The 21982-nt window shown below is 70.6% G+C and carries 22 protein-coding genes; 9 read left to right on the forward strand and 13 right to left on the reverse strand.

Going from position 1 to position 21982, the window contains the following annotated elements:
- Nucleotides 1-16: 16 nt before the first annotated feature.
- Both BM288_RS07510 and BM288_RS07515 read right to left on the reverse strand, forming a co-directional pair.
- Entirely contained in the window at nucleotides 17-859 is an 843-nt protein-coding gene (locus tag BM288_RS07510) for a hypothetical protein (RefSeq protein ID WP_143103056.1), read from the reverse strand.
- Nucleotides 850-1341 carry a hypothetical protein gene (locus tag BM288_RS07515; protein WP_092917394.1) on the reverse strand — a complete coding sequence of 164 codons (492 nt, stop codon included), beginning with the start codon at nucleotides 1339-1341 and terminating at the stop codon, nucleotides 850-852. The genes BM288_RS07510 and BM288_RS07515 overlap by 10 nt, the downstream gene beginning before the upstream one ends.
- Before the next feature lie 556 nt (nucleotides 1342-1897).
- Between BM288_RS07515 and BM288_RS07520 the strand changes: the two genes are divergently transcribed.
- Nucleotides 1898-2089: a hypothetical protein gene (locus tag BM288_RS07520; protein WP_092917396.1), complete on the forward strand. Its 192-nt coding sequence runs from the start codon at nucleotides 1898-1900 to the stop codon at nucleotides 2087-2089.
- A 51-nt stretch (nucleotides 2090-2140) separates the two neighbouring features.
- Here BM288_RS07520 and BM288_RS07525 read toward each other — a convergent pair whose 3' ends face one another.
- On the reverse strand, nucleotides 2141-2803 hold the full coding sequence (locus BM288_RS07525) for a hypothetical protein (RefSeq protein ID WP_092917398.1): 663 nt from the start codon (nucleotides 2801-2803) through the stop codon (nucleotides 2141-2143).
- A gap of 26 nt (nucleotides 2804-2829) precedes the next feature.
- Nucleotides 2830-3762, reverse strand: coding sequence for a serine hydrolase (locus BM288_RS07530; protein WP_092917400.1), 933 nt, complete (start codon nucleotides 3760-3762; stop codon nucleotides 2830-2832).
- A gap of 65 nt (nucleotides 3763-3827) precedes the next feature.
- On the opposite strand from BM288_RS07530, the gene BM288_RS07535 reads away from it, so the two are divergent.
- From BM288_RS07535 to BM288_RS07555, 5 genes are all read left to right on the forward strand, one after another.
- Nucleotides 3828-5174, forward strand: a complete 1347-nt coding sequence (locus BM288_RS07535) for an FUSC family protein (RefSeq protein WP_092917402.1) — start codon at nucleotides 3828-3830, stop codon at nucleotides 5172-5174.
- Nucleotides 5175-5479: 305 nt separating this feature from the next.
- Nucleotides 5480-6466 (forward strand): ABC transporter substrate-binding protein, encoded by a 987-nt coding sequence (locus tag BM288_RS07540; RefSeq protein ID WP_177220296.1) that lies wholly within the window; start codon nucleotides 5480-5482, stop codon nucleotides 6464-6466.
- The gene (locus BM288_RS07545; protein ID WP_092917406.1) at nucleotides 6463-7275 is read left to right on the forward strand and encodes an ABC transporter permease; all 813 of its coding nucleotides are present in this window, start codon (nucleotides 6463-6465) and stop codon (nucleotides 7273-7275) included. Before BM288_RS07540 ends, BM288_RS07545 begins: the two co-directional genes overlap by 4 nt.
- A gap of 14 nt (nucleotides 7276-7289) precedes the next feature.
- Entirely contained in the window at nucleotides 7290-8060 is a 771-nt protein-coding gene (locus BM288_RS07550; protein WP_092917408.1) for an ABC transporter ATP-binding protein, read from the forward strand.
- On the forward strand, nucleotides 8057-8863 hold the full coding sequence (locus BM288_RS07555) for an ABC transporter permease (protein WP_092917410.1): 807 nt from the start codon (nucleotides 8057-8059) through the stop codon (nucleotides 8861-8863). The genes BM288_RS07550 and BM288_RS07555 overlap by 4 nt, the downstream gene beginning before the upstream one ends.
- 102 nt (nucleotides 8864-8965) lie before the next feature.
- Here BM288_RS07555 and BM288_RS07560 read toward each other — a convergent pair whose 3' ends face one another.
- The 5 genes from BM288_RS07560 to BM288_RS07580 form a co-directional block, all read right to left on the reverse strand.
- Complete coding sequence (locus tag BM288_RS07560; protein ID WP_092917412.1) at nucleotides 8966-10141, reverse strand: YncE family protein; 1176 nt, start codon at nucleotides 10139-10141, stop codon at nucleotides 8966-8968.
- 42 nt (nucleotides 10142-10183) lie between these two features.
- Entirely contained in the window at nucleotides 10184-10591 is a 408-nt protein-coding gene (locus BM288_RS07565) for a DUF779 domain-containing protein (RefSeq protein WP_092917414.1), read from the reverse strand.
- Nucleotides 10592-10697: 106 nt separating this feature from the next.
- Nucleotides 10698-12269, reverse strand: a complete 1572-nt coding sequence (exaC, locus tag BM288_RS07570) for an acetaldehyde dehydrogenase ExaC (RefSeq protein WP_092917416.1) — start codon at nucleotides 12267-12269, stop codon at nucleotides 10698-10700.
- A gap of 144 nt (nucleotides 12270-12413) precedes the next feature.
- Nucleotides 12414-13727 (reverse strand): sigma-54-dependent transcriptional regulator family protein, encoded by a 1314-nt coding sequence (locus BM288_RS07575; protein WP_092917418.1) that lies wholly within the window; start codon nucleotides 13725-13727, stop codon nucleotides 12414-12416.
- Nucleotides 13728-13776: 49 nt separating this feature from the next.
- Nucleotides 13777-15282 (reverse strand): lipase maturation factor family protein, encoded by a 1506-nt coding sequence (locus BM288_RS07580; RefSeq protein WP_092917420.1) that lies wholly within the window; start codon nucleotides 15280-15282, stop codon nucleotides 13777-13779.
- A gap of 193 nt (nucleotides 15283-15475) precedes the next feature.
- Here BM288_RS07580 and BM288_RS07585 point away from each other — a divergent pair, with 193 nt between their 5' ends.
- Nucleotides 15476-16072, forward strand: coding sequence for a hypothetical protein (locus BM288_RS07585; RefSeq protein ID WP_092917422.1), 597 nt, complete (start codon nucleotides 15476-15478; stop codon nucleotides 16070-16072).
- Between the two features lie 170 nt (nucleotides 16073-16242).
- Here BM288_RS07585 and BM288_RS07590 read toward each other — a convergent pair whose 3' ends face one another.
- Nucleotides 16243-17661 carry a phytoene desaturase family protein gene (locus BM288_RS07590; protein ID WP_318255400.1) on the reverse strand — a complete coding sequence of 473 codons (1419 nt, stop codon included), beginning with the start codon at nucleotides 17659-17661 and terminating at the stop codon, nucleotides 16243-16245.
- Entirely contained in the window at nucleotides 17658-18167 is a 510-nt protein-coding gene (locus tag BM288_RS07595; RefSeq protein ID WP_092917424.1) for a hypothetical protein, read from the reverse strand. Before BM288_RS07595 ends, BM288_RS07590 begins: the two co-directional genes overlap by 4 nt.
- Nucleotides 18168-18289: 122 nt before the next feature.
- Between BM288_RS07595 and BM288_RS07600 the strand changes: the two genes are divergently transcribed.
- Both BM288_RS07600 and BM288_RS07605 read left to right on the forward strand, forming a co-directional pair.
- Nucleotides 18290-18808 carry a hypothetical protein gene (locus BM288_RS07600; RefSeq protein WP_092917426.1) on the forward strand — a complete coding sequence of 173 codons (519 nt, stop codon included), beginning with the start codon at nucleotides 18290-18292 and terminating at the stop codon, nucleotides 18806-18808.
- 95 nt (nucleotides 18809-18903) lie between these two features.
- Complete coding sequence (locus BM288_RS07605; protein ID WP_092917428.1) at nucleotides 18904-19506, forward strand: hypothetical protein; 603 nt, start codon at nucleotides 18904-18906, stop codon at nucleotides 19504-19506.
- Between the two features lie 141 nt (nucleotides 19507-19647).
- Here BM288_RS07605 and BM288_RS14305 read toward each other — a convergent pair whose 3' ends face one another.
- Nucleotides 19648-20508: a hypothetical protein gene (locus BM288_RS14305; RefSeq protein WP_143103059.1), complete on the reverse strand. Its 861-nt coding sequence runs from the start codon at nucleotides 20506-20508 to the stop codon at nucleotides 19648-19650.
- Nucleotides 20509-20697: 189 nt separating this feature from the next.
- Nucleotides 20698-21894 carry a cytochrome P450 gene (locus BM288_RS07615; protein WP_092917432.1) on the reverse strand — a complete coding sequence of 399 codons (1197 nt, stop codon included), beginning with the start codon at nucleotides 21892-21894 and terminating at the stop codon, nucleotides 20698-20700.
- Between the last annotated feature and the right edge of the window lie 88 nt (nucleotides 21895-21982).

The following is a 21982-nucleotide window of genomic DNA, read 5'->3' on the forward strand; positions in this document are numbered from 1 at the left end:
GCCAGAGCCAGTCCGATCAGCCGCAGCCGGCGGCCGACGGATTCGCCATGCAGTCGCCGTCGGTCAGCACCGTGTCGACCTCGAAGACCTTCACGGGCGTCGCGGGCGCCTCGACGGGCAACGTGCCCGGAACGGCGAACCAGCCGCTGCCGGCGTCGACTTCTGCGGTGAAGACGACGGTGACGGATGCGGTCACGTCGTCCCGGGTCGAGTACGTGTGGCTCGTGGCCGTCTCCGTCCACGACTCTTCGGTGCCTCGCCAGGCGGAACCTGCCGCTTCGGTCTCCTCGACCGTCCCGTCGCCGTAGTCGAAGCGGTAGGAGGTGGGCGTCCAGCGCACCTGGATCGCGGTGTCGAACAGTTCGCCGTCCATCGTGTGCGTCTCGGCGGTCGCGTAGAAGTTCGTCGGCGTGCCGACCACGCCCCAGCCGTCGGGCTCGACGACCAGCTCGCCCACAATGGGCGTGAAGCGTGCGAGGTCGGCCATCGTGACTGCACGAACCGGATCGGCGGTTACAGGGTCGGGAGCTGGATCCGCCTCGCCGACGATCGGCAGGGTGTCGTAGTAGCGGGCACATGCTGTCGGATCGCGCCACGTCGGGCACGGATCGTTCAGGTTCGGATCGGAGCCGCCCGGTGCAGGGCCGGCGTAGCCGCCAGAGCCGCCGCCACCGTCCTCGTCGACCGGCGGATCGGGCCGGATGATCTCACCGCCGATGACCAGATCGCCGGATCCCGGATCGATGGTGCACTGGCCGAGGTTCACCTGGAATGGCGTGCAGCTTGCAGACTCGTTCTCGAAGACCGCGTGCACCGACGGCAGTAGCACGATCAAGGCGAGCGCGACTGCTACTCGCATACCGTCTGATCCTGGATCGGAGCGAGTCCCGCAATCTGAAGCGAAGGTCCATCTGCCTGTCTGGTGAATGTCGCCGACCAAGCGACTAGTTCGCTGGGCGCGGTGGTCGACCCATCCTCGTTGGTGGTCTCGATGCCGCGCCCGTCGACGCACAGCTCCGTGGACACCTGCTCGTTTGATTGCTCGACGAGTTCGATGTCGACGATCGTCGGTACACCGTGACTTGTCGTGCCGGCGTCGATGGCTGTCTGAACGTAGCCTGCCCACTCAGTTGCCAACTCTGACGTGGCGTATGGCTCGAGATCCTCACCTGTCGCACGACCAGCGGTCATTTGATCGTCGATGGCTCGGTAGAAACCGTCGTACGTTTCGCGCGCCTCCACGAGGATCTGTTCGTCAGTCGGCTCGGGCGGCGTGCAGCCGACGAGGGCCAGCGCCGCGATTGAAGCGAGCGCGATACCTGACGTGAGCCGAGCGAGCATGCGGGCAGGTTACGCGACCGGGCCGGATGTGCACCGGCGCTATCCACAGGCGAACAGAACGACAGCCTTTGGGGGACACCAATGGTGCGACCGAAACTCGTCCGAAAAAGTTTGTGAATGGGCTTGCAATTCACCGTGCCGTCGTTATACCTTCGTCATCGTGAACTTCTACGCCCACGAGAAAGGAGGAGCTCGCGATGTTTGACACGATCATCCTGACCGCTGGAGCCCTTCTTCCGGGCGGGGTCTCCTAGCGGAGGACGCAGCGGCTGAACGAAGACGGCGCCCCACCGGCACCGCTTCTGCCAGGCCACAGCAGGCTTGCTCCCCCTGCGTCTCGCCTCATCACTGATCGCCCACGGGCGACGCGTGCCGGCACCGACGTCCCCGTCGGTCGCTGACGCATCCGTCGTCATTCGCGCATCCGCAGCAACGTCATTCGCGCATCCGCTTGAATGCACGGTGCTATTCGGTGCGCCATTCCTTCGCAATTCATTCTGCGATATCGCACGCCCAATACATGGGTGATATCGCCGTGCCAGAAAGCAGAACACTCATGTCGTATTCGACCCATCAGCTGCCTGCATCGCGCAGAGCAGCACTGAGCGCATCGCAGCTGCTCGCCCGCTGGGCCCTCGGGGCCGACGCTGACGAGCAGCGACGCCGCGAAGCCCGCGCCTACGAGGACGCCCTCGAAGCGCGCGAGCAGCGCAACCTCGACGCACTCGCACGCCAGCTGCTGGCGTGATGCGTGCCGCACGAGCGGGGCCGTCCCACACGGGGCGGCCCCGCTTCGCATCTACGGGCAGGTGCGCTCGGTCTCGGCGACCTGCCGCACATCGGAGACCAGCAGGCGACCGTCCTCAACCATGACGAAGCCGACGAGCAGCTCGCGCATGGGAGCGCCATCGCCGACGACCTCACCGGACTCGGCGACCAGGAGTCGTAGATCGCCGACGTCGTGGCACACGTGGGCATACATGGCATCGAGGTCGCGCAGCATTGCGAACGACTCGATCTGCAGACGCCCGTCGAGGCGACCGCCCGTCTCGGCGATCTGCTGCCGCTGGTCGAGCTCCCACGTCACCTGCTCCGGCGTCGCGACCTGCTCGAGCAGCGCGCGGTCGCCCTCGGCGTCGCCCGTCAGGCCCGCAATCAGCTCGAGGTAGATGTCGTAGCTGCCGAACGCCCGTGCCTGGAGCATCGCCCAGGCCTCCTCATCGAGCTCATCGGCCGTTGGCGGGTGCGTCGCTTCGGCCGCTGGCGGGTGCGTCGCTCCGGACGTTGGCGGATGCGTTGCTTCGGGTGGTGACGGATGCGTCGCGTCGGGCGCGCCGACGGGTGCGGCAGGGGAGAGCGCGACGGGCGCGGGCGGCGGCAGCGTCACGCAGCCGGCCAGCAGCCCGACGCCGGTCATGGCAGCGATGGCGAGCGCGGAGGAGAGGAGTCGGCGTCGGACCATGCGGGCAACATAGGCGCCCTCGGTGCTCAGCCGCGATCGCTCTCCACAGCCTCCCGCAGCAGCTCGCCGACCGCGCGCATCGACGCCAGCACCGCGAAGCGCGGGTCACGCGCCAGGGCGTCGCCGGCAGTGACTCCGCTCGCAGTGGCTGCGCCCGCCGTGACCCGGGCCGCGGTGGCCGCGCCAGTGATTACGCTCGTAGCGTCGGTCGCCCCGGCCACCCTGGCCGCGGTCGGCCAGTTCGCGATCGCCGCGTAGACCAGCGTGCGAGATGGCCCCCGCACGATGCCGGCATCCGCCCGCACACCGGCGTCGGTGCCGGTCTTGTTGACCAGCGAGATGTGGCCTGCCTCCGCGCCGTGCGCGAGCGGATCGAGCGCGAACGCCGACGCCACCATGCTCAGATCGAGCGAGTGCCGCAGCCACCCGAGCACCCGCTCGCTCGCGGCCGGCGAGCCGAGCGTGCCGGCCTCGAGCCGCGACAGCAGCGCGACCAGCCCGGCGGCCGAGGCGCTGCCGAGCCGCGGCGGATGCTCCGTCAGCCGCTCGTCGCGCACGGCATCGTGCAGCACCACGTCGCCGACCCCCAGCCGGTCGCGTTCGCGGGCCACCGCATCCACCCCCACCCGTTCGAGCAGCACGTTGGTGGCGAGGTTGTCGCTCGCGGCGCCGACGAGCGTCGCGGCGTCGTCGACGGTGAGCGTGGCCTGGCCGAGGTGCTGCCAGAGCCCCGAGTCGCCCACCGGCGTCACGCTCGCCCGGTCGAGCCGCTCGTCGGCGGCGAGCTCGCCCCGCTCGATGATTGCCGCGCACGTCACCAGCAGCAGCAGCTTCGGCACCGAGGCCGCCGAGCGCACCGCGTCGGCGTCGTGCTCGAGCACGGTCTCACCGGTCGCGGCATCGCGCACGAGTACTGACCAATCCGCGGCGTCAGTCAGGGGCGGATGCGTCGGGCTCATGATGCGGGCAGTCTACGGAGGCGACGCCCCTGCCGCGCGCAGGCGCCCGGGGCTAGGTTGGTGCCGTGGCCCGACCAGAGGAACCACCCGAGAACCCGGCGGAACCCGCTGCGGGCGGCGACGCATCCGCCGACGGCACTGCGCAGGCCGGCGGCACTGCGCAGGCCGACGGCGTCGCGCAGGCCGACGGCACCGCGCGGGCCGATGGCATCGAGCCGGCAGACGGCATCGCGCGGCCCGCCCGCTCCGCGCGGGCCGACGCCGCCGAACGCGCGGGCGCCGGCGACCTGATGAACGGCGCCGAGCAGGTGATCGGTTCGCTCACACCGCAGGCGATCGAGGGCGCGCGGGTCGCGAAGCGGGGGGTGCAGCGGGCGCTGCCGCTGTTCCGCGTGGCGATCGCGGTGCGCACCGCGGTCGCAGCGATGGTCGCGTGGCTGATCGGCTCGCAGACGGGCGGCGAGTTCGACAACTATGCCTATGCGGCACCGCTGGGCGCCTTCGTGGCGGTCGGCACGACAGTGTTCACGATCGGCCGCACCGCGCTGCAGCAGGCGATCGGCATGGCCGGCGGCGCCGTGCTGGGCATGCTCATGGTCTGGCTCGACTGGAACGGCATCCTCGAGATCGGCCTGATCGGCCTGGTCGCCGTGCTGCTGCAGGGCGTGCCGCGCTTCAGCCAGGGCGCGACGGTGGTGCCGGTGGTGGCGGTGCTCGTGATCCTGTTCGGCGGCGCCAACCCCGACCGGTATGCGATCGGGTACGTCGGCCAGTTCGCGCTCGGCATGGCGGTCGGTGTGATCGTGAACGCGCTCGTGCTGCCGGCGCTCTACGACAAGGAGACGCGCGTGAGCATCCGCCGGGCCGTCGATGACCTCGCGCACCGCGTCGACGTGCTGGCCGACACCATGCACGGGCAGTGGCCGCCGGAGCGGCAGGACTGGGCCGGCTGGGGGCCGGAGCTGCGCGCGGTGGTCGAGCAGCTCGATCACCAGGTGCTCGAGGCGCGCGAGGCGCGACGCTTCAACGTGCGGATGCTGTGGAACCGTCACGACCTCACCGTCGACGAGCGCGCACTGACGGCACTGCGCGCGGTGGTGCACCGGATGGAGGACGTGCTCGACGCGGTCGCGAGCACCGCCTGGGAGCACCCGATGGGCATCGACATCGAGCAGGACGAGCGGGAACTGGCGGCGGATGCGGTGGCGGCGCTCGCCGCGCACGTCCACGCCTGGCATGATCGCGGCGACATCGCCGCGGCGTCCGCCGCCTCGAACGAGACGATCGACAGGCTGTACAGCCGCGTGATCAGCGTTGAGCAGCCGAAGTCAGGGCTCGCCTCGGTGGTCTTCGCGCTGCGGGCGATCCGCGAGCGCATCGACTGGGCGGCGAGCCAGGACCCGGAGGCCTGAGCGGCGGCTGCCTGCGGTCGACATTGCAGTCGGGCCTCGTTGCGGCCGCACTCGGCGGTGCGGTCAGTCCGTCAGCAGATCCGCGGCGACCACGTGCTGGGACCGGGCTACCGCGGGCGTCGTCGGCCTCGAGCAGATGAAAGCACCGCGCGAGGCTGATCCAGTGCTGGCCCAACGCCGCGCACGTCACCATTACGGATTGATAACGAATCGACTCTGATCTCGTACGCGATATCGTATCTGATACGATCCAGGGGTTGTCGTCCCGCACGGGCCATGACATGGATAACAAAGGAGTTACTGCCATGACGTCTACGCGTCGCCTGATCCCCGCAGTCGCGCTCATCGGAGCTGCCGCGTTCGCCCTCGCCGGATGCTCGTCGAGCGCAGCCGAGCCCGCCGAGACCAATTCGATCACTCTCGCTTTCCCGGGCGCAGTCGGCCCGACCGACACCCCTGCTCTCGCCGCCCTGCAGGCAATGAGCGAGGACGGCTGGGAGACCGATTACATCGAGTTCGACTCGCCCGACGTCGCCACGCAGGCACTCATCGGCGGCGACGTCAACATCGCCTCTATGGGTCCCTCCACGGTCATGGCCGCGAACGCTGCCGGCGCCGACCTGCGCATCGTCGCGAACAACAACGTCATCGACCAGCTCATCGTCGCTGCTCCCGACGTGCAGACCTGCGCCGACCTCGATGGCCGCACGGTTGCGTACCACTCCGAGGGCTCCACCAGCACCGCCCACCTCATGCGGTACCTCGAAGACAACTGCCCAGAGGCTTCGCCTGAGTTCCTCGTAATCTCGGGTTCGGGCAACCGGGCGGCAGCGCTCCTCGAGGGCCAGATCGACGGCACGATCGTTCGTCTCGAGGATTGGGTCGCCGCGACCGCCACCGACGATGGCGGCACCACCGTCCTTGCGACGCTTGCCGAGGAGCAGTCAACCCTCCTCTCGCAGACCCTGGTCGTCAACAAGGCCGAGGACGAGGCCACGCGCACAGCGACCGCAGCGTTCCTGGCTGCTCTGGACGAGCAGCTCGCGCTCGTGAACGAGGACCCCGCCGCCTTCGCCGCCACCGCCGCCGAGCTGCTCGGCTCCACGGCGGACGAACTCGCCCCGGTCTTCCAGACCCTGTCGGACAACGGCATCTTCCCCGAGTCGTCGAAGCTTGACGAGCAGAGCATCAACGACACGATCGCGTTCTACGAGGCTGCCGGCGTGATCGACGCGGGCACCGAGGCCGTCACTGTCGCAGACTTCACGATCGCCGAGGCGGCAGGACAGTGACAACCGCCGTCGCCGCGTCGCGGGCACTTCCCGCGACGCGGCGCGTCGAACTGCGCAAACCGCTCCCGACCTGGAAGGTCTGGCTCGTACGGGCGTTCGCGGTCGCGCTCTTCGCGATCTTCTGGGAGGCCGGCGCCAACCTCGCCGACTCGCTGCTGATCCCGACGTTCTCGTCCACCATGGTCGCCCTGTGGGAGACGACCTTCGTGACCGGTGAGATCTGGGGTCCGCTCGCAATCTCGAACCTGTCGTTCCTGCTCGGCTACCCGATCGCGGTGATCGTCGCGGTGCCGCTCGGACTTGCGATGGCCCGCTGGAAGCGGTTCGACAAGGCTTTCAGTCCCATCGTCGCCGTCAGCCTGGCGCTACCGATCGCCCCGCTCATCCCTGTCGTCCTCATCGCGATGGGCCTCGGGATCACGCCACGCATCTTCATCATCTTCCTGTTCGCGTGGGTGTTCATCGCCACGAACGTGCGAGCGGGCGTGCGTGCCGTCGACAAGCCGCTCATCGAGATGGCATCGTCGTTCGGCGCCAGCGAGCGCGTGATCTGGTGGAAGATCCTCATCCCCGGCGCCACGCCGGCGATCATGACGGGCCTGCGCACCGGCCTCGGCCGCGCGTTCGCGGGCATGGTCATCGTCGAGCTCATCATGCTGCCGGTCGGCATCGGCGCACTGATGCTCGACTACCGCGGCTTCTTCCAGGCCGACCTGCTCTACGCGACGACGATCGCCGTCGTCATCGAGGCGGTCGTGCTGGCAATGCTCATGCAGCGGCTCGAGCGCCGCCTGCTCAAGTGGAAATGACTCAAGGACTCACCATGATCAGCATCAAGGATGTGTCGCACCGGTATACGGCCAAGGGCCGCGAGGAGACCGTTGCGCTCTCGAACGTCAACCTCGAGATCGAGGACAACGAGTTCGTCACCATCATCGGCCCTTCGGGATGCGGCAAGACGACCCTCATGCGCGCGGTCGGCGGCCTCGTCCAGCCGACGGAGGGCGAGATCACGATCGACGGCCAGCGGGTCACCGGGCCGCATCAGCAGGCTGCCGTCGTCTTTCAGAACTTCGCGCTCCTTCCCTGGGCGTCGATCCTCGACAATGTCGCCTTCGGTCTCGAGCTGCAGGGGATGGGCAAGGCGGACCGGATCGCGAAGGCGGAGCAGTACATCAAGCGCGTCGGGCTGAGCGGCTTCGAGCGGAAGTATCCGCGCGAGCTCTCGGGCGGCATGCAGCAGCGAGTGGGCCTTGCGCGCGCCCTCGCGGTCGAGACGCCCATCCTGCTCATGGACGAGCCCTTCGGTGCGCTCGACCAGCAGACGCGGCGGTACATGCAGGAGGAGCTCATCCAGATCTGGGAGGGCGACCGCCGCACGGTGATCTTCGTCACGCACGACATGGAGGAGGCCGTGTTGCTCGGTGACAAGGTCGTGCTCATGTCAGCCCGGCCAGGCAAGATCGAAGAGGTCATCGACGTCGACATCGCGCGGCCGCGGGACCCCGAAGCCGTCGAGCGATCTGAGGTCTTCGCCGAGAAGAAGGAGTATCTGTGGCGCCGACTTCGTGAGATGTATCAGGTGACAGCGTGACCGCCGTCGCGCCAACAAGGCCGAAGCCGGTCGGCGTCATCGGCCCATCGAAGGGCGTGAGCACGTTCTTCGAGACCACGAGCAGCTGGTGGGGCATCCTCGCCCTCCTGCTGATCTGGGAGATCGCGGGCCAAGTCGCCGATCTGGTCTGGCTGCCGCCCGTCACCGAGGTCATCGCCACGCTCTGGCAGCTCTTCGTCGACGGCGTCATCCAGCCCCACCTGGGCGCCAGCCTGTGGTCGCTGTTCGTCGGGTTCTCGGTGTCGCTCGTCGTCGGCCTCATCGTCGGCACGCTCATGGGGCTGTCGACGACGATCAATTCGGCGCTCGACATCTTCGTTAACGCGATGCTCTTCACCCCGGCGCTCATCTTTGCGCCAATCCTGTTCGCGGTCTTCGGTCTCTCGGATGTCACGCGAATCTCGGTCGTCGTGCTGTATGCGATGTTCATCATCATCATCAACACGGCGGAGGGCGTGAGGAATGTCGACGACCCTCTGCTCGATATGGCCGCGTCCTTCGGGGCGTCGCGCTGGACGGCCGTCCGCCGAATCATCTTGCCGTCCGCGTACCCGCTCATCATTGCCGGTCTTCGCCTCGGCGCCGGCCGCGCGGTCAAGGGCATGATCAACGGTGAGATGTTCATCGCCCTGATCGGTCTCGGTGGGCTCAGCGCATCCTACGGCAAGTCGCTGCAGTTCCCCGAGGTCTGGGCGATGGCGCTGTTCATCATGATCGTGGCGATCATCATCAATCAGGGCGTCTCGATCATCGAGCGCAAGTTGACTGCCTGGTACGACTGACGGCAACACAGCGCGAGCGGCTCGCCTTGGTGGGACGAGGCGGGCCGCTCGTATTTCGATCGGGGATGCCCGGTCAGTGCGGCATATCGCGCGTGTCGAGCCTCATTGCGCGACGGCCGCGACGAGCACATGCTGCGGCCGCCCGGCGAGCGGGATCTCGCGCAGCTCGCCCGATAACGGGTCGACGAGCGTCAGGCCGTCCCACCAGCCATCGCGCGTGAAGCCGCCGGCGAGCACGGCGCTCCACGGCGCGGCCGAGCCCGACGCATCCGCCCCTGCATCTCCTGGCCAGATCGCCACCGTCTCGTGGGGGTGCGCGAGCGGGATGACCTGCTCCTCGCCCGTCGCGGGGTCGAGCAGCGACACGTTCGGCCCGCCGGTCGCGGTGCCGAACGGGCCGGTGCCGGCGGTGACGAGCGTGCCGTCCGGGGCGGTGGTGATGCCGTGCTGGTGCGAGTTCGAGGTCGTCTCGATGCGCTCGGTCTCGCCGGTGGCGGGGTCGAGCAGCACGGTGACGAGCCCCTGGTAGGGCAGCGCGACGCGGCCGTCGGCGGTGATCGACGCGTAGTGCGGCTTCTCCCAGCCGGCGAAGCCGAGGTTGCCGAACGGGGCGATCTCGACCGCCCGCACCTCCATGGTGTCGGTGTCGACGAGCGACACCGTGTAGCTGTCGTGGTCGATGGTCGCGACCCAGTCGCCCGACGGATCGGCGAGCACATCGAACGGCCGGACGCCCACGTCGGCGCTCGCCACGAACACGCCGTCGTCCACGTCGTAGACCTCGAGCCAGGCCGGGTCGGGCCAGCGGTGCACCGCGACGTACACGCGCTCGCCGTCGGGCGCGACCGCGATGCCGAGCCCGCCGTCGCGGTACTCGCCGAACGCGACGCCCGCTGGCTGGTGCAGGTAGGGCACGAGCGCAGTGCGGCTGCCGGCGGCGAGGTCGACGATCGCGAGCCCCTCGGCCGTCGAGACGAACGCCGTGCCGTCATGCGTGGCGACGCCCCACGGCGCTCGACCCACCTCGATGCGATCGAGCAGCGGCTCGGCGGCATCCGGGTCGACGACCGCCAGCGCGTTCGAGGCGGCGAGCGTCGCGAGCAGCACGGGGCGGTGAGCGGATGCGTCGGCCGGCTCCGGCGTCGGCGTCGCGGTGGGCGCGGCGGAAGCGGGCGGCGTGGTCGACGGCTGCGGCGCCGGGGCGAGCCCGCCGGGCGTGCACCCGGCGAGCGCCGCGACGACGAGCAGCGCGAGGCTGGGCAGCGCCGCGGATCTCACGCGTCCAGCGTGCCACGCGGGGCCAGTGCAGGCGGGCGCGTCTCAGGCCACGGCCGGCGGAGTCAGGAGCCCGAAGTGCTCGACCTCGTCGTCGGTGAGCATCCGTGACCGGATGAGGAACCGCATCCCCGTCGGCGCCTCGACGGAGAATCCGGCGCCGCGGCCGGTGACGATGTCGATCGTGAGGTGCGTGAACTTCCAGTACTCGAACTGCGCGGCCGACATGTAGACCTCGATCGGGTCGTCGAGCCCCGCGTCCACCGTGCCCAGCAGCACATCGCCGGGACCGGTGATGAACATGCCGAGGGGAAAGCACATGGGCGAGGAGCCGTCGCAGCAGCCGCCCGACTGGTGGAACATGAGCGGCCCGTGCTGGGCGGTGAGCTGGCGCACCATGGCCGCCGCGTCGTCGGTGATCGCGACGCGGGAGTGGGTGACGGATGCGGTCATGGCGCCCTCCCTGCGGGGCCGGCGGGTGGTCGGCGCGGTCGGCGCCGCTGGAGTGAGGCGTGGCCTGGGCGAGACGGGGTGTCATTCGCCCAGGCCAGCCGGCTGATCAGAAGAAGCCCATCGGCCCTTCTGCGTAGGAGACCAGCAGGTTCTTCGTCTGCTGGTAGTGCTCGAGCATCTTCAGGTGGTTCTCGCGCCCGATGCCCGACTGCTTGTAGCCGCCGAACGCCGCGTGCGCGGGGTACTGATGGTACGTGTTCGTCCACACGCGGCCCGCCTCGATGGCGCGGCCGGCGCGGTAGGCGATGTCGCCCGAGCGGCTCCAGACGCCCGCGCCCAGCCCGTAGAGCGTGTCGTTCGCGATCGAGATGGCGTCGTCGAAGTCGGTGAACCGCGTGACCGACAGCACCGGTCCGAAGATCTCCTCCTGGAAGATGCGCATGTCGTTCGTGCCTTCGAACACCGTCGGCGCGACGTAGTAGCCGCCCGAGAGCTCGCCGCCCAGGTCGACTCGCTCGCCGCCGGTGAGCAGCTTCGCGCCGCCCTCCTTGCCGATGTCGATGTAGCTGAGGATCTTCTCGAGCTGGTCGTTCGACGCCTGCGCGCCGATCATCGTCGTCGGGTCGAGCGGGTTGCCCTGCGTGATCTTGCCGACCCGCTCGAGCCCGTCGCCGAGCAGCTGGTCGTAGATCGAGCCCTGGATGAGCGCGCGGCTCGGGCACGTGCAGACCTCGCCGTTGTTGAGCGCGAAGAGCGTGAAGCCCTCGAGGGCCTTGTCGTAGTAGCTGTCGCCCGTGTCGCGCGCGACATCCTCGAAGAACACGTTCGGGCTCTTGCCGCCCAGCTCGAGCGTCACCGGGATGAGGTTCTGCGACGCGTACTGCATGATGAGGCGCCCGGTGGTCGTCTCACCCGTGAAGGCGACCTTGCGGATGCGCGGGTGCTGCGCGAGCGGCGCCCCGGCCTCGATGCCGAAGCCGTTCACGACGTTCACGACGCCCGCCGGGATGAGGTCGCCGATGAGCTCCATCAGCAGCAGGATCGACGCCGGCGTCTGCTCGGCCGGCTTCAGCACGACGCAGTTGCCGGCGGCGAGCGCGGGGGCGAGCTTCCAGGTGGCCATGAGGATGGGGAAGTTCCAGGGGATGATCTGGCCGACCACGCCGAGCGGCTCGTGGAAGTGGTAGGCCACCGTGTCGCCGTCGAGCTGGCTGAGCGAGCCCTCCTGCGCGCGCAGCACGCCCGCGAAGTAGCGGAAGTGGTCGGCGGCGAGCGGGATGTCGGCGGCGAGCGTCTCGCGCACAGGCTTGCCGTTCTCCCACGTCTCGGCGACGGCGATCTGCTCGAGGTTGGCCTCGATGCGGTCGGCGATCCTGTTCAGGATGTTCGCGCGTTCCGTCGGGCTGGTGTGCTTCCAGCTCTCGAAGGCCTTCCAGGCGGTCTCGACGGCGCGATCGATGTCCTCGCTCGTGCCGCGGCCGACCTCGCAGAAGGGCTTGCCGGTGACGGGGGTGATGTTCTCGAAGTACTGCCCCTTCACCGGATCGACGACCTCGCCGCCGATGTAGTGGCCGTAGCGGGAGCGGTAGGTGGCGACGGAGCCCTGCTGGCCCGGCGCTGCGTAGACGGCGGGGCCCTGGGCCTCGCCGGTCTGGACGTCATCCTCGACGATGGTCATCGCGGTCTCCTTCGACTCGGCAGGACGCGTCGCGACGGGGAGCCGCGACGGTGCGGTTGCTGCGCACGCTACGCAGGCGCACGTTGCATCCCGTTGCGCGCCGGGTTCGCCGGCGCTGCGCGCGCTGCTCGACGAGCGGGGCAACTACTCCAGCCGCTGCAGCCTCGCCACCAGCCCCGCACGTCGCGGCGAGCGCGCCGGAAGCATCCGCAGGCACTGGCGCAGCAGCTCGACATCGTCGGCACCGGCGGCCGTGTCGGCGAACGCGAGCAGCAAATCCACCCCCGCCTCCGTCATCAGCGATTCGCGCAGCGCGGCGAGCGCCGTCTCGCGCAGCTCCTCGACTCCCGGCGCGCGCGAGCCGGGCAGCGCGTCGCCGGGGTAGGCGGCCAGCGCCACCCGATGCGCACCGCGGTCGAGCAGCGAGAGCATCTGCTGCAGGTCGGTCTCGAGCGGCGCCTCCAGCCGATAGGGGCGAGAGGCGGGCACGAGGTGCGGGGCGGCCTCGCCGAGCACGCGCTTGAGGCGCACCATCTCCGGCCGCAGCGACTCGGAGCCGGGGTCGCCGTAGACCAGCTCGGCGAGGCGATCGCCCGCGAGCCCCTGCCGGTGGGTGGCGAGCATGAGCAGCAGCTCTGCGTGCCGCTCGCTGAGCTCGACCGCGCGCTCGCCCTCCTCGCCGCGCAGCTCGAGCACCGCGAGGTCGCGGCCGAGCACCCGCAGCGTGGAGGTCGGCACCCGCGGGGTCGCGCGGCGGGCGGGGCGGGACGTCGAGCGCCTGGGCTGCTCGCTGCGGGCGCGCAGTCTGGCGACCAGCAGCTCGCCCTCGACGGCGCGCGCGGTGGCGTCGACCAGCAGCTGCGCCTGCGCGGTCGCAGCCTCCGGCCCGCCCGTCACGTCCAGCACGCCCAGGATGCGCCGGGTCTCGGGATCGCGCACGGGCGCGGCGGTGCACGACCACGGCTGCACGAGCCGGTTGTAGTGCTCGGGGCCGTGGATCTGCACCGAGCGGTCGAGCGCGAGGGCCGTGCCCGGCGCGGAGGTGCCGACGACGTCCTCCGACCAGTTCGCGCCTTCGACGAAGCCCATGTCGCCGGTGAGGGCGCGCACACGCCGATCGCCCTCGACCCACAGGAGGCGACCGGAGGCATCCCCCAGTGCCACCACGACACCCGAGTCGAGCGCGTCGCCCGGCAGCAGCAGCGAGCGGATCAGCTCGAGCGCGCCGGCGAGCGGATGCGCGCTGCGGTAGGCGGCGAGCGCCTCGGCATCGAGCTCGAGCGTCGGGGCGCCCTCGACGCCTGCCAGGCTCGTGAGCGAGCGGCCCCAGCTGTCCCGCACGAGCTGGCGGACGGCCGCGAGGCGCGGATCGTCCGGGTTGCCGGCGACGAGCTCGTCGTGGGCGCGCTCGACCAGCAGTCGGGAGGCGCCGTCGCGCGGCTCCGTCCATGTGGGCATGGGGCTCCGTTCGCCGTCGGGGAGCGTGGCGCCAGTGTAGCCGCGGCGCTCAGCGGTCGAGCCCCATCGGCGCGACCAGCAGGCCGCGGTCCTCCCGCATCCAGATCTGGCCGGTCTCGCGATGCTCGGCGCGGGTGGCGAAGCGGTAGCGGTAGACGCGCGCCCGCACCGCCTCCGGCCGCTCGCCGTCGAAGGGGTCGTGGCCGAGCAGCCGCAGCGTCGCCGGGTCGGCCTCGAGCAGCTTCACGAGCAGCTCGCGGAACCACGGGCCGTGCGAGCCGAGCGCCAGGAACCACATCAGCCAGTCGAGCCGCAGGTGGTACGGCGCGAACCAGCCGGGCACGCGGCGCACGTCGCCGGGCTTGCCCTTGAAGCCGTACTCCAGCCACTCGTGCTCGGCCGACGCATCCAGCGTGCCCTCGATGACGATCTCATCGCGGTGCTTCGTGACGGTGCCGAAGGCGCCGTAGGCGTTCGCGAGCCGCAGCCGGTTGAACGAGGCGTTCATGAGCTGGCGGCGCGAGAAGAGGTTGCGCACCGACGGGATCGACAGCCAGAGATAGGCGAGGAAGACGAGCACGACGAGGATGCTGAACCACACGGGCGTCGGCTCGTACGCGCGCGCCGGTGGCCAGGCGGGCAGCAGCCACGCCACCGCGCGGTCGTCGACGGCGGCGAAGGCGACCACGATCGTGATCCAGTTGAGCCAGGCGAAGTTGCCCGTGACGATCAGCCAGAGCTGCGTGAGGATCATGACGGCGGCAGCGCCGGCGGCGACGGCGGCGAAGACGATGGCCGCAGTGTCGGCGGCGGCGCTCGCGATCAGCGACCCGAGCACCGCGACGACCAGCACCCACGGCGCGACGAGCTGCGCGAGATGGTTGCCGACCACCTCGCCCTTGTGGAACCAGCGCGGCAGCAGGTGCGCGGTGCGGCTGAGCGGCCCCGGCATCGGCTGCGTCTCGTGGTGGTAGGTGAGCGCGGTCAGGTCGCGCCACTCGTGGCCGCCGCGGATCTTGATCATGCCGGCGCCGAACTCCAGCCGGAACACCAGCCACACGACCAGCAGCAGCGTCAGGGTCGGGGGAGCGGTGCTGTTCGAGCCGAGGAAGGCGACGAGGAAGCCCGCCTCGCACAGCAGCAGCTCCCAGCCGAAGCCGTAGAAGACCTGACCGATGGGGAGGATCGAGAGGTAGACGATCCAGAGCGCCAGGAACGCGAGCATCGGCAGCCACGGCGGGCCCAGTTGCGGCAGGCCTGCGACAAGGGCGAGCGCGATCGCGATGCAGATGAGGCAGAGGATGCGCAGGAAGCGATCCGAGTAGTGCCAGCGGAAGATGGTGGGCTGGCCCTCGATCGCCCTGGACTCGAGCGCGCGCGGGGCGGGCAGCAGTCCGCGCTCGCCCAGCAGCGCCGGGAACTGCAGCAGCGTCGAGAGGAACGCGACGGCGAAGATCGCCGCGGTGCCGCGCTGGATGACCTGGCGGGCGAGCTCGGCGTGCGGGGCGTCGAGCCAGGCGGCCACTGCGGTCCAATCCAGCGCCGTCCCGTCCATGCGTCACCTCCGTGTCGGGATCACCGCTAGCGTTCCGCGTCGCGGCCGGGCAGGCAAGGGCCGAGGCGCCGAGCGCGCCTCGGCGTCGCGCGACGCGCTCGAGCGGGCGGCTCAGCGTTCGCGCGAGGTTCGCCGAGAGGTCGGTCAACCGGCCGGAATCCGGCATACGCTCCGGGCACGGATTGGAGTCACGATGCACCGCAGATCGTTCACCGGCGCCCTCACCGCGGCCGCCGCGCTCGCGACCGTGCTCGCCCTCACCGCGTGCGGGCCGGGGTCCGACCCCGAGCCCGGGACCGCATCCGACACCCCGGGCTCGAGCGCGGGACCCTCGGGCGCGGCGGCACCGCCGGCCGAGGGGGAGGGCGCTGCGAACGAGGAGCCGCCGCAGAGCTCGCCCGAGTCGTGCGAGTCGGCGCTGCTGAGCCATTTCGCCGAGCAGCGGCCCATGCAGGGCATGATCGACGACCAGGTGCAGGTGCACGGCGTCGTCGACATGCTGTTCCCCGACGCCCCGACCTGCCACATCTCCTACGTCGAGGCCGAGCGGCGCTGGGTCGTGATGGTGTGGTTCGACGCGCCGCAGAACGCCACCGCCACCATCGACGGCCTCACCGAGCAGGGCTGGAGCGCGAGCGAGTCGGCGGAGGCCGGCTACACCGCCACCGTGCTCGAGAAGGACGGCGCACCGGTCGAGGTGCACCCGATCGGCAAGGACAACACCGAGAGCCCGATCGGGCAGCTGTGGAACGGGGTCGACGTGACGATGGTCAAGGTGTGGCTGCCGTGATGGTCGGGGAGCCGGCCGGCGTCGGCGGGCGGTCGTCAGTTCACCGGTAGCACGCGCACGCCGCGCTCGCGTGCGATCTGTGCGAGGCGGCGCTGCTGCAGGTGGTACACCTGCCAGATCGCGATGCCTGGGCGTTGCCGCCGTCCACAGGTGGGTTCGATGGCTGCTGACTAGGCGCCGAGATCCTTGAGCACCGCGTGCGCCGCATGCCAGCCGCTCATGCCGTGCACGCCGCCGCCGGGCGGGGTCGAGGAGGAGCAGAGGTAGACGCTGCCGTCCATCGGCACGCGGTAGGGCTTGAGCGGTCGCGGCCGCAGCAGCTGCTGCGTGCCGCCGATCGAGCCGCCGCCGATCGAGCCGCCCACGAGGTTCGAGTTCCACAGCTCGAGCGCCGCCGGAGGCGACGAGCGCCGCTCGAGCACGCGCTCGCCGAAGCCGGGGGCGAAGCGCTCGATCTGCGCCTCGATGTGGGCGGATGCGTCGCCCGGCCAGGCGTGCGGCACGTGCGCGTAGGCCCACACCAGGTGCTTCCCGGCAGGAGCCCGCTCCGGGTCGGCGACGGTCGGCTGGGTGAGCAGCACGAACGGCCGCTCTGGCATGCGGCCGGCGGCGACGTCGCGCTCGGCCGCGGCGATCTCGGGCAGTGTGCCGCCCACGTGCACGGAGCCCGCGCGGGCGACGCGCTCGTCCTCCCACGGCACCGGGCCGTCGAGCAGCAGGTCGAGCTTGGAGACTGCGGGGCCGTACTTCCAGCCGGCCATCCGCTTCGCATAGGGGCCCGCGAGCCGGTCGCCCGCGAGCCGCAGCAGCTGGCGCGGGGTGATGTCGAGCAGGACGACGTCCGCCGCCGGCAGCTGCGCGAGGTCGGTGACTTCGACGCCCGTCTCGATGCGGGCGCCGGCGGCCTCGGCGACGCGACGCAGCGCATCCGCCACCGATTGCGACCCGCCCTTCGCGAACGGCCAGCCGGCCGAGTGGCCGACCCCGCCGAAGGCGATGCCGAAGGCGCTGGTGAGCGGCATGCCCAGCGGCAGCGTCGCGTGGGTGGCGTTGCCGGCGAAGAGCGCCCGCGCGGCGCCGGAGCGGAAGATCGCCGGGGCGAGCAGGCTGGTCGGCCAGGCGCCGCGCACGCCGATGCGCGCCAGGTGCAGCGGGCGCTCGGGCCACGGGAGGATGGGGGAGAGGATGCTCGCTGCCGTCGCGTAGGGATCCTCGGTGGCGGGTGCGTGCAGGCGCAGCCAGGCGTCGCGGTCGACGCCGAGTTCGCGGGCGGTCTGCTCGGCGTCGCGGTGCAGGATGGCGGCCCGGCCGCCGGGCAGCGGGTGCGCCATCGGGTAGTCGGCGTGCACCCACTCGAGCCCGTGCTGCTCGAGGCCGAGCGCGCGGAAGGCGGGGCTGGTGACGCCGAACGGATGCGCCGCGGCACCCAGATCGATGAGCGACTGCTCGCCGAAGGCGGGGGCGGATGCGCTGGCGCCGCCGACGTGGTCGAGCCGTTCCAGCACGGTCACCTCGAGCCCCGCCCGGGCGAGCACCGCCGCGGCGGTGAGGCCGTTCGGGCCGGCGCCGACGATGACGGCGGAGGTCACGCGGTCTCCAGGAAGCGGTCGCGGCAGGTGGCGCGGCTGATGTTCTGCAGCTCGCCGATCTGCTGATCGGCGCGGGCGGCGAGGTCGTGCAGCAGGCGAGGGTCGAGGCGGGGCTCGTCGCCGGCGATCTCGAGCAGCGTGTCCCACATCGAGCGCTTGGCGCGCACGGCGCCGGTGAGCACATCGAGCTCGAGCTGCGCCATGCTGCCGCCCGTGCGGCGCAGCAGGTTGACCGGGTTCGCTCGGCCGACGGTCGCGAAGGCGAGGGTGAGCGCGCGCTTCCAACCGGTGGGGCGGTAGCCGAGCCGCTGGATCAGCTGCGCGAGGTCGTGCCGATCCCGCTCGATCTCGCCCACGAGCGCGTGCAGGGTGCGCTCGTGCGGCGTGCCCGCCCAGGTGTCGGCGGCCGCCTTGAACGCGCGCAGCCCGCCCTCCGAGGCCAGCAGGTGCTCGTTCAGGTAGTCGGCGAGGTGCTCGTCGTCGAGCCGGGTGGTGCCGCTGCCCATGGTGGCCTCCTCGATCAGGTACTCGGCAAGCCTGTCGCCTCGGGGCGGTCGGGGCAAGCCGCCAGCCGGGCAGATCTGGCTTCCTGCTGGCCCAGCCCGGCCATCTCGGTCATCCTGTTCCCATGACGACGCCCGCCACCGCATCCGGCCCGCCCATGACCGTCGTCGCGTGGGCCGCGATCGTCGCGCCGCTCGTGGGCTTCGCGCTGAAGTCGGTGAGCTCGGGCTGGCTCATGCTCTTCATCCTGCTCTGGAGCCCGGTGCTGATCATCGGCTGCGTGCTGCTCGTCGTGGCGGTCGCGCGCGGCATGCTGCGCCGCGACGGCGTGCTGCGGCAGGGCGCGCGCCGCACGCGCTCGATCGTCTGGGCGTGGCTGACGTCGGTCGGCGTCGTGCTGCTCGGGTTCGCCATGATCGACGGCGGCGACACCCGCGAGTCGGTGCAGTCGCTGCTCACGATGTTGCTCGGGTCACCGGTCTCGCCGTCAGCGGCGCATGATGTGTCGGATGCGCTGGCGACGCTGGGCGCGGTGGCATGGCTGGTCGGGTGGCTGGCACTGGTGCTGGAGTGGGCGATCGGCGCGAGCCGGCGGCGCCCGAAGGCGCCTCGCGTCGCGCCGCCGGCGGTGCCGCAGGGGTGAGGAGCGGGCAGGGGCTCGTTTCGCGCGGCGCGCGCGAGTCTCGCGCGAGGCGGCCAGGTCGATAGCGTTGACGCAGCACCGGTGAGGAGGAGACCATGCCCGAGCTCGCGAACGGCCAGTACGTCTCGCAGGCCGACGCCGTGCGCCAGTGGTGGCCGGCCGCCCGCGAGGTGCTGGTCGAGACCGCGCGCGACTACGGCGCGTGGATCACCCACGACGGCCTGAGCGAGCGCATCCAGGCGAGCACCGGCATCACGACGCGGCATCCGGCCGAGGAGTGGATCGACCGCGTGCTCGGCAGAGTGGGGGCGGATGCGCAGCAGCGCGGAGAGCCGCAGCTCACGTCCCTGTGCGTCACGGCCGAGCGGCGCATCGGCAGCGACTATCCCGGCGTGCCAGCAGGCACCGACGAGCGCACCCGCGAGCGGGTCGCCGCCGAGGACCGCCTCGCGTGCTACCGCCACTTCGGCGCGACGATACCCGCCGACGGCGGCAGCCCGGTCGTGCTCGCGCCGCTGCCCGAGCGCGCGCAGCGACAGCCCCGCCGCACGGCCACCGGCTCGACCGCCCACAGCCGCCCATCGACCGCCTCGGCAGCGCCGACGCCGGCGCTCAAGGAGACCACCTGCCTGAACTGCTTCATGGTCGTCCCCGTCGCGGCCACCTGCCGCGACTGCGGCGAACCGCTGCCGGGCTGACCCTTTACTTCTCCGGCGAAGGTCTAGCCGAAGCTGGCGTCATGCCCACATGGCCACCGACGGGCGCGTCCGAGGGGCAGGTCGGCGGATGCGGCACGCAATGGCAGCTGCCAGCTGTCAAAGCTCGGGTGATCGCGACGCTTACTGCGGAGTCGCTTGGCCGCCGGGTGGCAGTGCGCTCTGGTGCTGTGCCGTCGCCTCGAACTGCCGTTGCGCGGCCACGATCTGGTGGCGAGCCTGCTCGAGCCTCGTGATCTCCGCGCGAGCGCGCGCGATCTCTGCGGTTGACCCCTTCGCTTGCGCTAACCCGAATTCCGCGTGCGCGATGGCGCCGGGTCTTTGCTGTTGCACTGCCTGAGCCTGCCGAGCCGCAGTGGTGATCGCCGAGGCGAACTGTCGCACGCCAGCGCCGTGATCGGGGCGGCACGGCATCGATATCGCGAACTGCTGGCTCTCCACACTCAGGTAGAGCTCGCGACCGTCCTGCACCGAAGTTTTGCGAGCAGCTGCCCCCGCGACCAAGCCAGCTTTACCCGCGACTACCGCACCCCCCGCCATCCTCGTGAACGTGCTTCGTTCGGTCGAGTAGATGGCTCCCGATGCATCGACCCACGCGCGTAGGGACGGATCGAGCGGATATGTCCATTGCCGGCCGCCGGTTGAATACACCAGTCGATCCTCAAAGAGTGAGATTGCAGCGCCATGGCCTTGCACGGTCCCGAGCGGCCGGGAGCCGACTTGGTGCGCTGCTCCCAATGCTTGGTGAGCCGCCGCGACCCGTTTCTGATAGGCGCGGTCCTCTTTGGCTAGCGCAGCGTGCACGACCTTCAACTGTCGAGCGTTGGCTATGGCGGCGTCATGGACTTGGCGCACAGCGGGCGGCATCGCGGCAACCCGCGCTTTCTCCTTGCTTCGCTGGAGGAGCCACCAGGTTAGCCAAGCGCCGCCGCCGAGCAGCACTATTGTCACGACGACGATCGCGCCGATGCTCGCAGCATCCATCGGGACCCCGTTCCTGTCGGTGGCTGACGCCAGCTCGATTGCTCTGCTCAGATTACGGTTGACGACGACTGGAAAGCGCGCATCTTCGGCAGAAGTTAGGGCTCTCGCTGACTCCGAAGCTGTCTTGTTTGGTTCCTATGCGGGGTGTCCCCTGAGTCGACGGCGAGTAGCGAGACGCGATCCGACTCTCTATTCCGGCGTGAACCGCAGCGGGAAGCGCACGGGGCCGGTGTTGCCCGAGACCGGCAGCCACTCGCCCGGGCCGTCGGCCTCGACATCCGGCATCCGCTTTGCGAGCAGCGGCAGCGCGACGGCCATGTCGGTGCGGGCGACGAAGTGGCCGAGGCAGTGGTGCACGCCGCCGCCGAAGCCGGAGTGCAGCGGCCGGTCGTCGATGCGGATGTCGAAGGGTGCGTGCTCGGCCATGGCGCGCTCGTCGGTGCCGATCGAGTGCGAGAGCACCTGCACGATGCCGCCGGCGGGGATGCGCAGGCCGTGCAGGTCGACATCCTCGATCGCCTCGCGCGTGACCCAGGTGACGGTCGGCGCGACCCGCATGACCTCTTCGACGGCGCGGCCGCCGAGCTCCGGCTGCTCGGCCAACAGGGCCCACTGGTCGGGATGCGCCAGGAAGGTCTGCAGGGCGAGGCCCAGTTGGTTGCGAGTCGTCTCCATGCCCGCGAACGCGAGGAAGACCAGCGCGACCGACAGCTCGTGGCGAGACAGCGCATCCGACCCCTCATGTGCGGCGATGAGGGTCGAGACGAGGTCGTCCTGCGGCTGCGCCTGGCGGTCGGCGATGACCTGCTCGATGTAGCCGCTGAGGCCCTCGAGCGCCGCCTCGATGCGCGGCAGATCGGCCCGCACGTTGATGCCGAACGACTTGCCGAGGTCGTCGGCCCAGTGCGCCACCTGCGGCCACTCGTCGTCGGGCAGGCCCAGCAGCATGCAGAGGATGCGGCTCGAGTAGGGCTCGGCGAACTCGCTCACGAACTCCACCTCGCCGCGCCCGGCGAAGCCGTCGATGAGCTCGTTCGCCAGCGCCTGGAAGCGCGGCCGCATCGCCTCGATCGTCTTCATGCGGAACGCCGGCCCGAGCAGCCGCCGCAGCCGCAGGTGGTCGTCGCCCTCGATGCTCAGCAGCGTCTGCTGCCACCACTCGCGCCAGGGCCCGTCGTGGATGCCGTTCTGGTCGGGCCACTTGGCGTTGCCCTGCTGGAAGCGGCGGTCCTTCAGCAGCGCCGTGCCCTCCTCGTAGCGCAGCACCGCCCAGCCGTAGGGCGTCTCGGCGTACCAGCTCTCATCGCGTGCGTCATGCACAGCGGATGCGGTGACGTCGAAGGCGGGATCGGCGAGGTCGAGGAAGCGGGGTGCGGGAGCGGCCATGCCTGAGCCTAAGCGGTCGAGCGTCGCCCGAGTGCGCAGTGTCCAGCTGGTCGTCGCGGAGGACGCCGCTCTTGTATCTCGAGCCGGT

The sequence above is a fragment of the Agrococcus baldri genome (assembly GCA_900114805.1).
In the GTDB taxonomy this organism is placed as follows: domain Bacteria; phylum Actinomycetota; class Actinomycetes; order Actinomycetales; family Microbacteriaceae; genus Agrococcus; species Agrococcus baldri.

Excerpts from the sequence above, each read along its gene's own strand:
- BM288_RS14305 (WP_143103059.1), bottom strand. The coding sequence starts at position 20,508 with ATGGATGCTGCGAGCATCGGCGCGATCGTCGTCGTGACAATAGTGCTG.
- BM288_RS07575 (WP_092917418.1), bottom strand. The coding sequence starts at position 13,727 with ATGCCCACATGGACGGAGCCGCGCGACGGCGCCTCCCGACTGCTGGTC.
- BM288_RS07600 (WP_092917426.1), top strand. The coding sequence starts at position 18,290 with ATGACGACGCCCGCCACCGCATCCGGCCCGCCCATGACCGTCGTCGCG.
- BM288_RS07530 (WP_092917400.1), bottom strand. The coding sequence starts at position 3,762 with ATGAGCCCGACGCATCCGCCCCTGACTGACGCCGCGGATTGGTCAGTA.
- BM288_RS07605 (WP_092917428.1), top strand. The coding sequence starts at position 18,904 with ATGCCCGAGCTCGCGAACGGCCAGTACGTCTCGCAGGCCGACGCCGTG.
- BM288_RS07515 (WP_092917394.1), bottom strand. The coding sequence starts at position 1,341 with ATGCTCGCTCGGCTCACGTCAGGTATCGCGCTCGCTTCAATCGCGGCG.
- BM288_RS07520 (WP_092917396.1), top strand. The coding sequence starts at position 1,898 with ATGTCGTATTCGACCCATCAGCTGCCTGCATCGCGCAGAGCAGCACTG.
- BM288_RS07585 (WP_092917422.1), top strand. The coding sequence starts at position 15,476 with ATGCACCGCAGATCGTTCACCGGCGCCCTCACCGCGGCCGCCGCGCTC.
- BM288_RS07510 (WP_143103056.1), bottom strand. The coding sequence starts at position 859 with ATGCGAGTAGCAGTCGCGCTCGCCTTGATCGTGCTACTGCCGTCGGTG.
- BM288_RS07615 (WP_092917432.1), bottom strand. The coding sequence starts at position 21,894 with ATGGCCGCTCCCGCACCCCGCTTCCTCGACCTCGCCGATCCCGCCTTC.
- exaC (WP_092917416.1), bottom strand. The coding sequence starts at position 12,269 with ATGACCATCGTCGAGGATGACGTCCAGACCGGCGAGGCCCAGGGCCCC.
- BM288_RS07580 (WP_092917420.1), bottom strand. The coding sequence starts at position 15,282 with ATGGACGGGACGGCGCTGGATTGGACCGCAGTGGCCGCCTGGCTCGAC.
- BM288_RS07525 (WP_092917398.1), bottom strand. The coding sequence starts at position 2,803 with ATGGTCCGACGCCGACTCCTCTCCTCCGCGCTCGCCATCGCTGCCATG.
- BM288_RS07565 (WP_092917414.1), bottom strand. The coding sequence starts at position 10,591 with ATGACCGCATCCGTCACCCACTCCCGCGTCGCGATCACCGACGACGCG.
- BM288_RS07550 (WP_092917408.1), top strand. The coding sequence starts at position 7,290 with ATGATCAGCATCAAGGATGTGTCGCACCGGTATACGGCCAAGGGCCGC.
- BM288_RS07540 (WP_177220296.1), top strand. The coding sequence starts at position 5,480 with ATGACGTCTACGCGTCGCCTGATCCCCGCAGTCGCGCTCATCGGAGCT.
- BM288_RS07595 (WP_092917424.1), bottom strand. The coding sequence starts at position 18,167 with ATGGGCAGCGGCACCACCCGGCTCGACGACGAGCACCTCGCCGACTAC.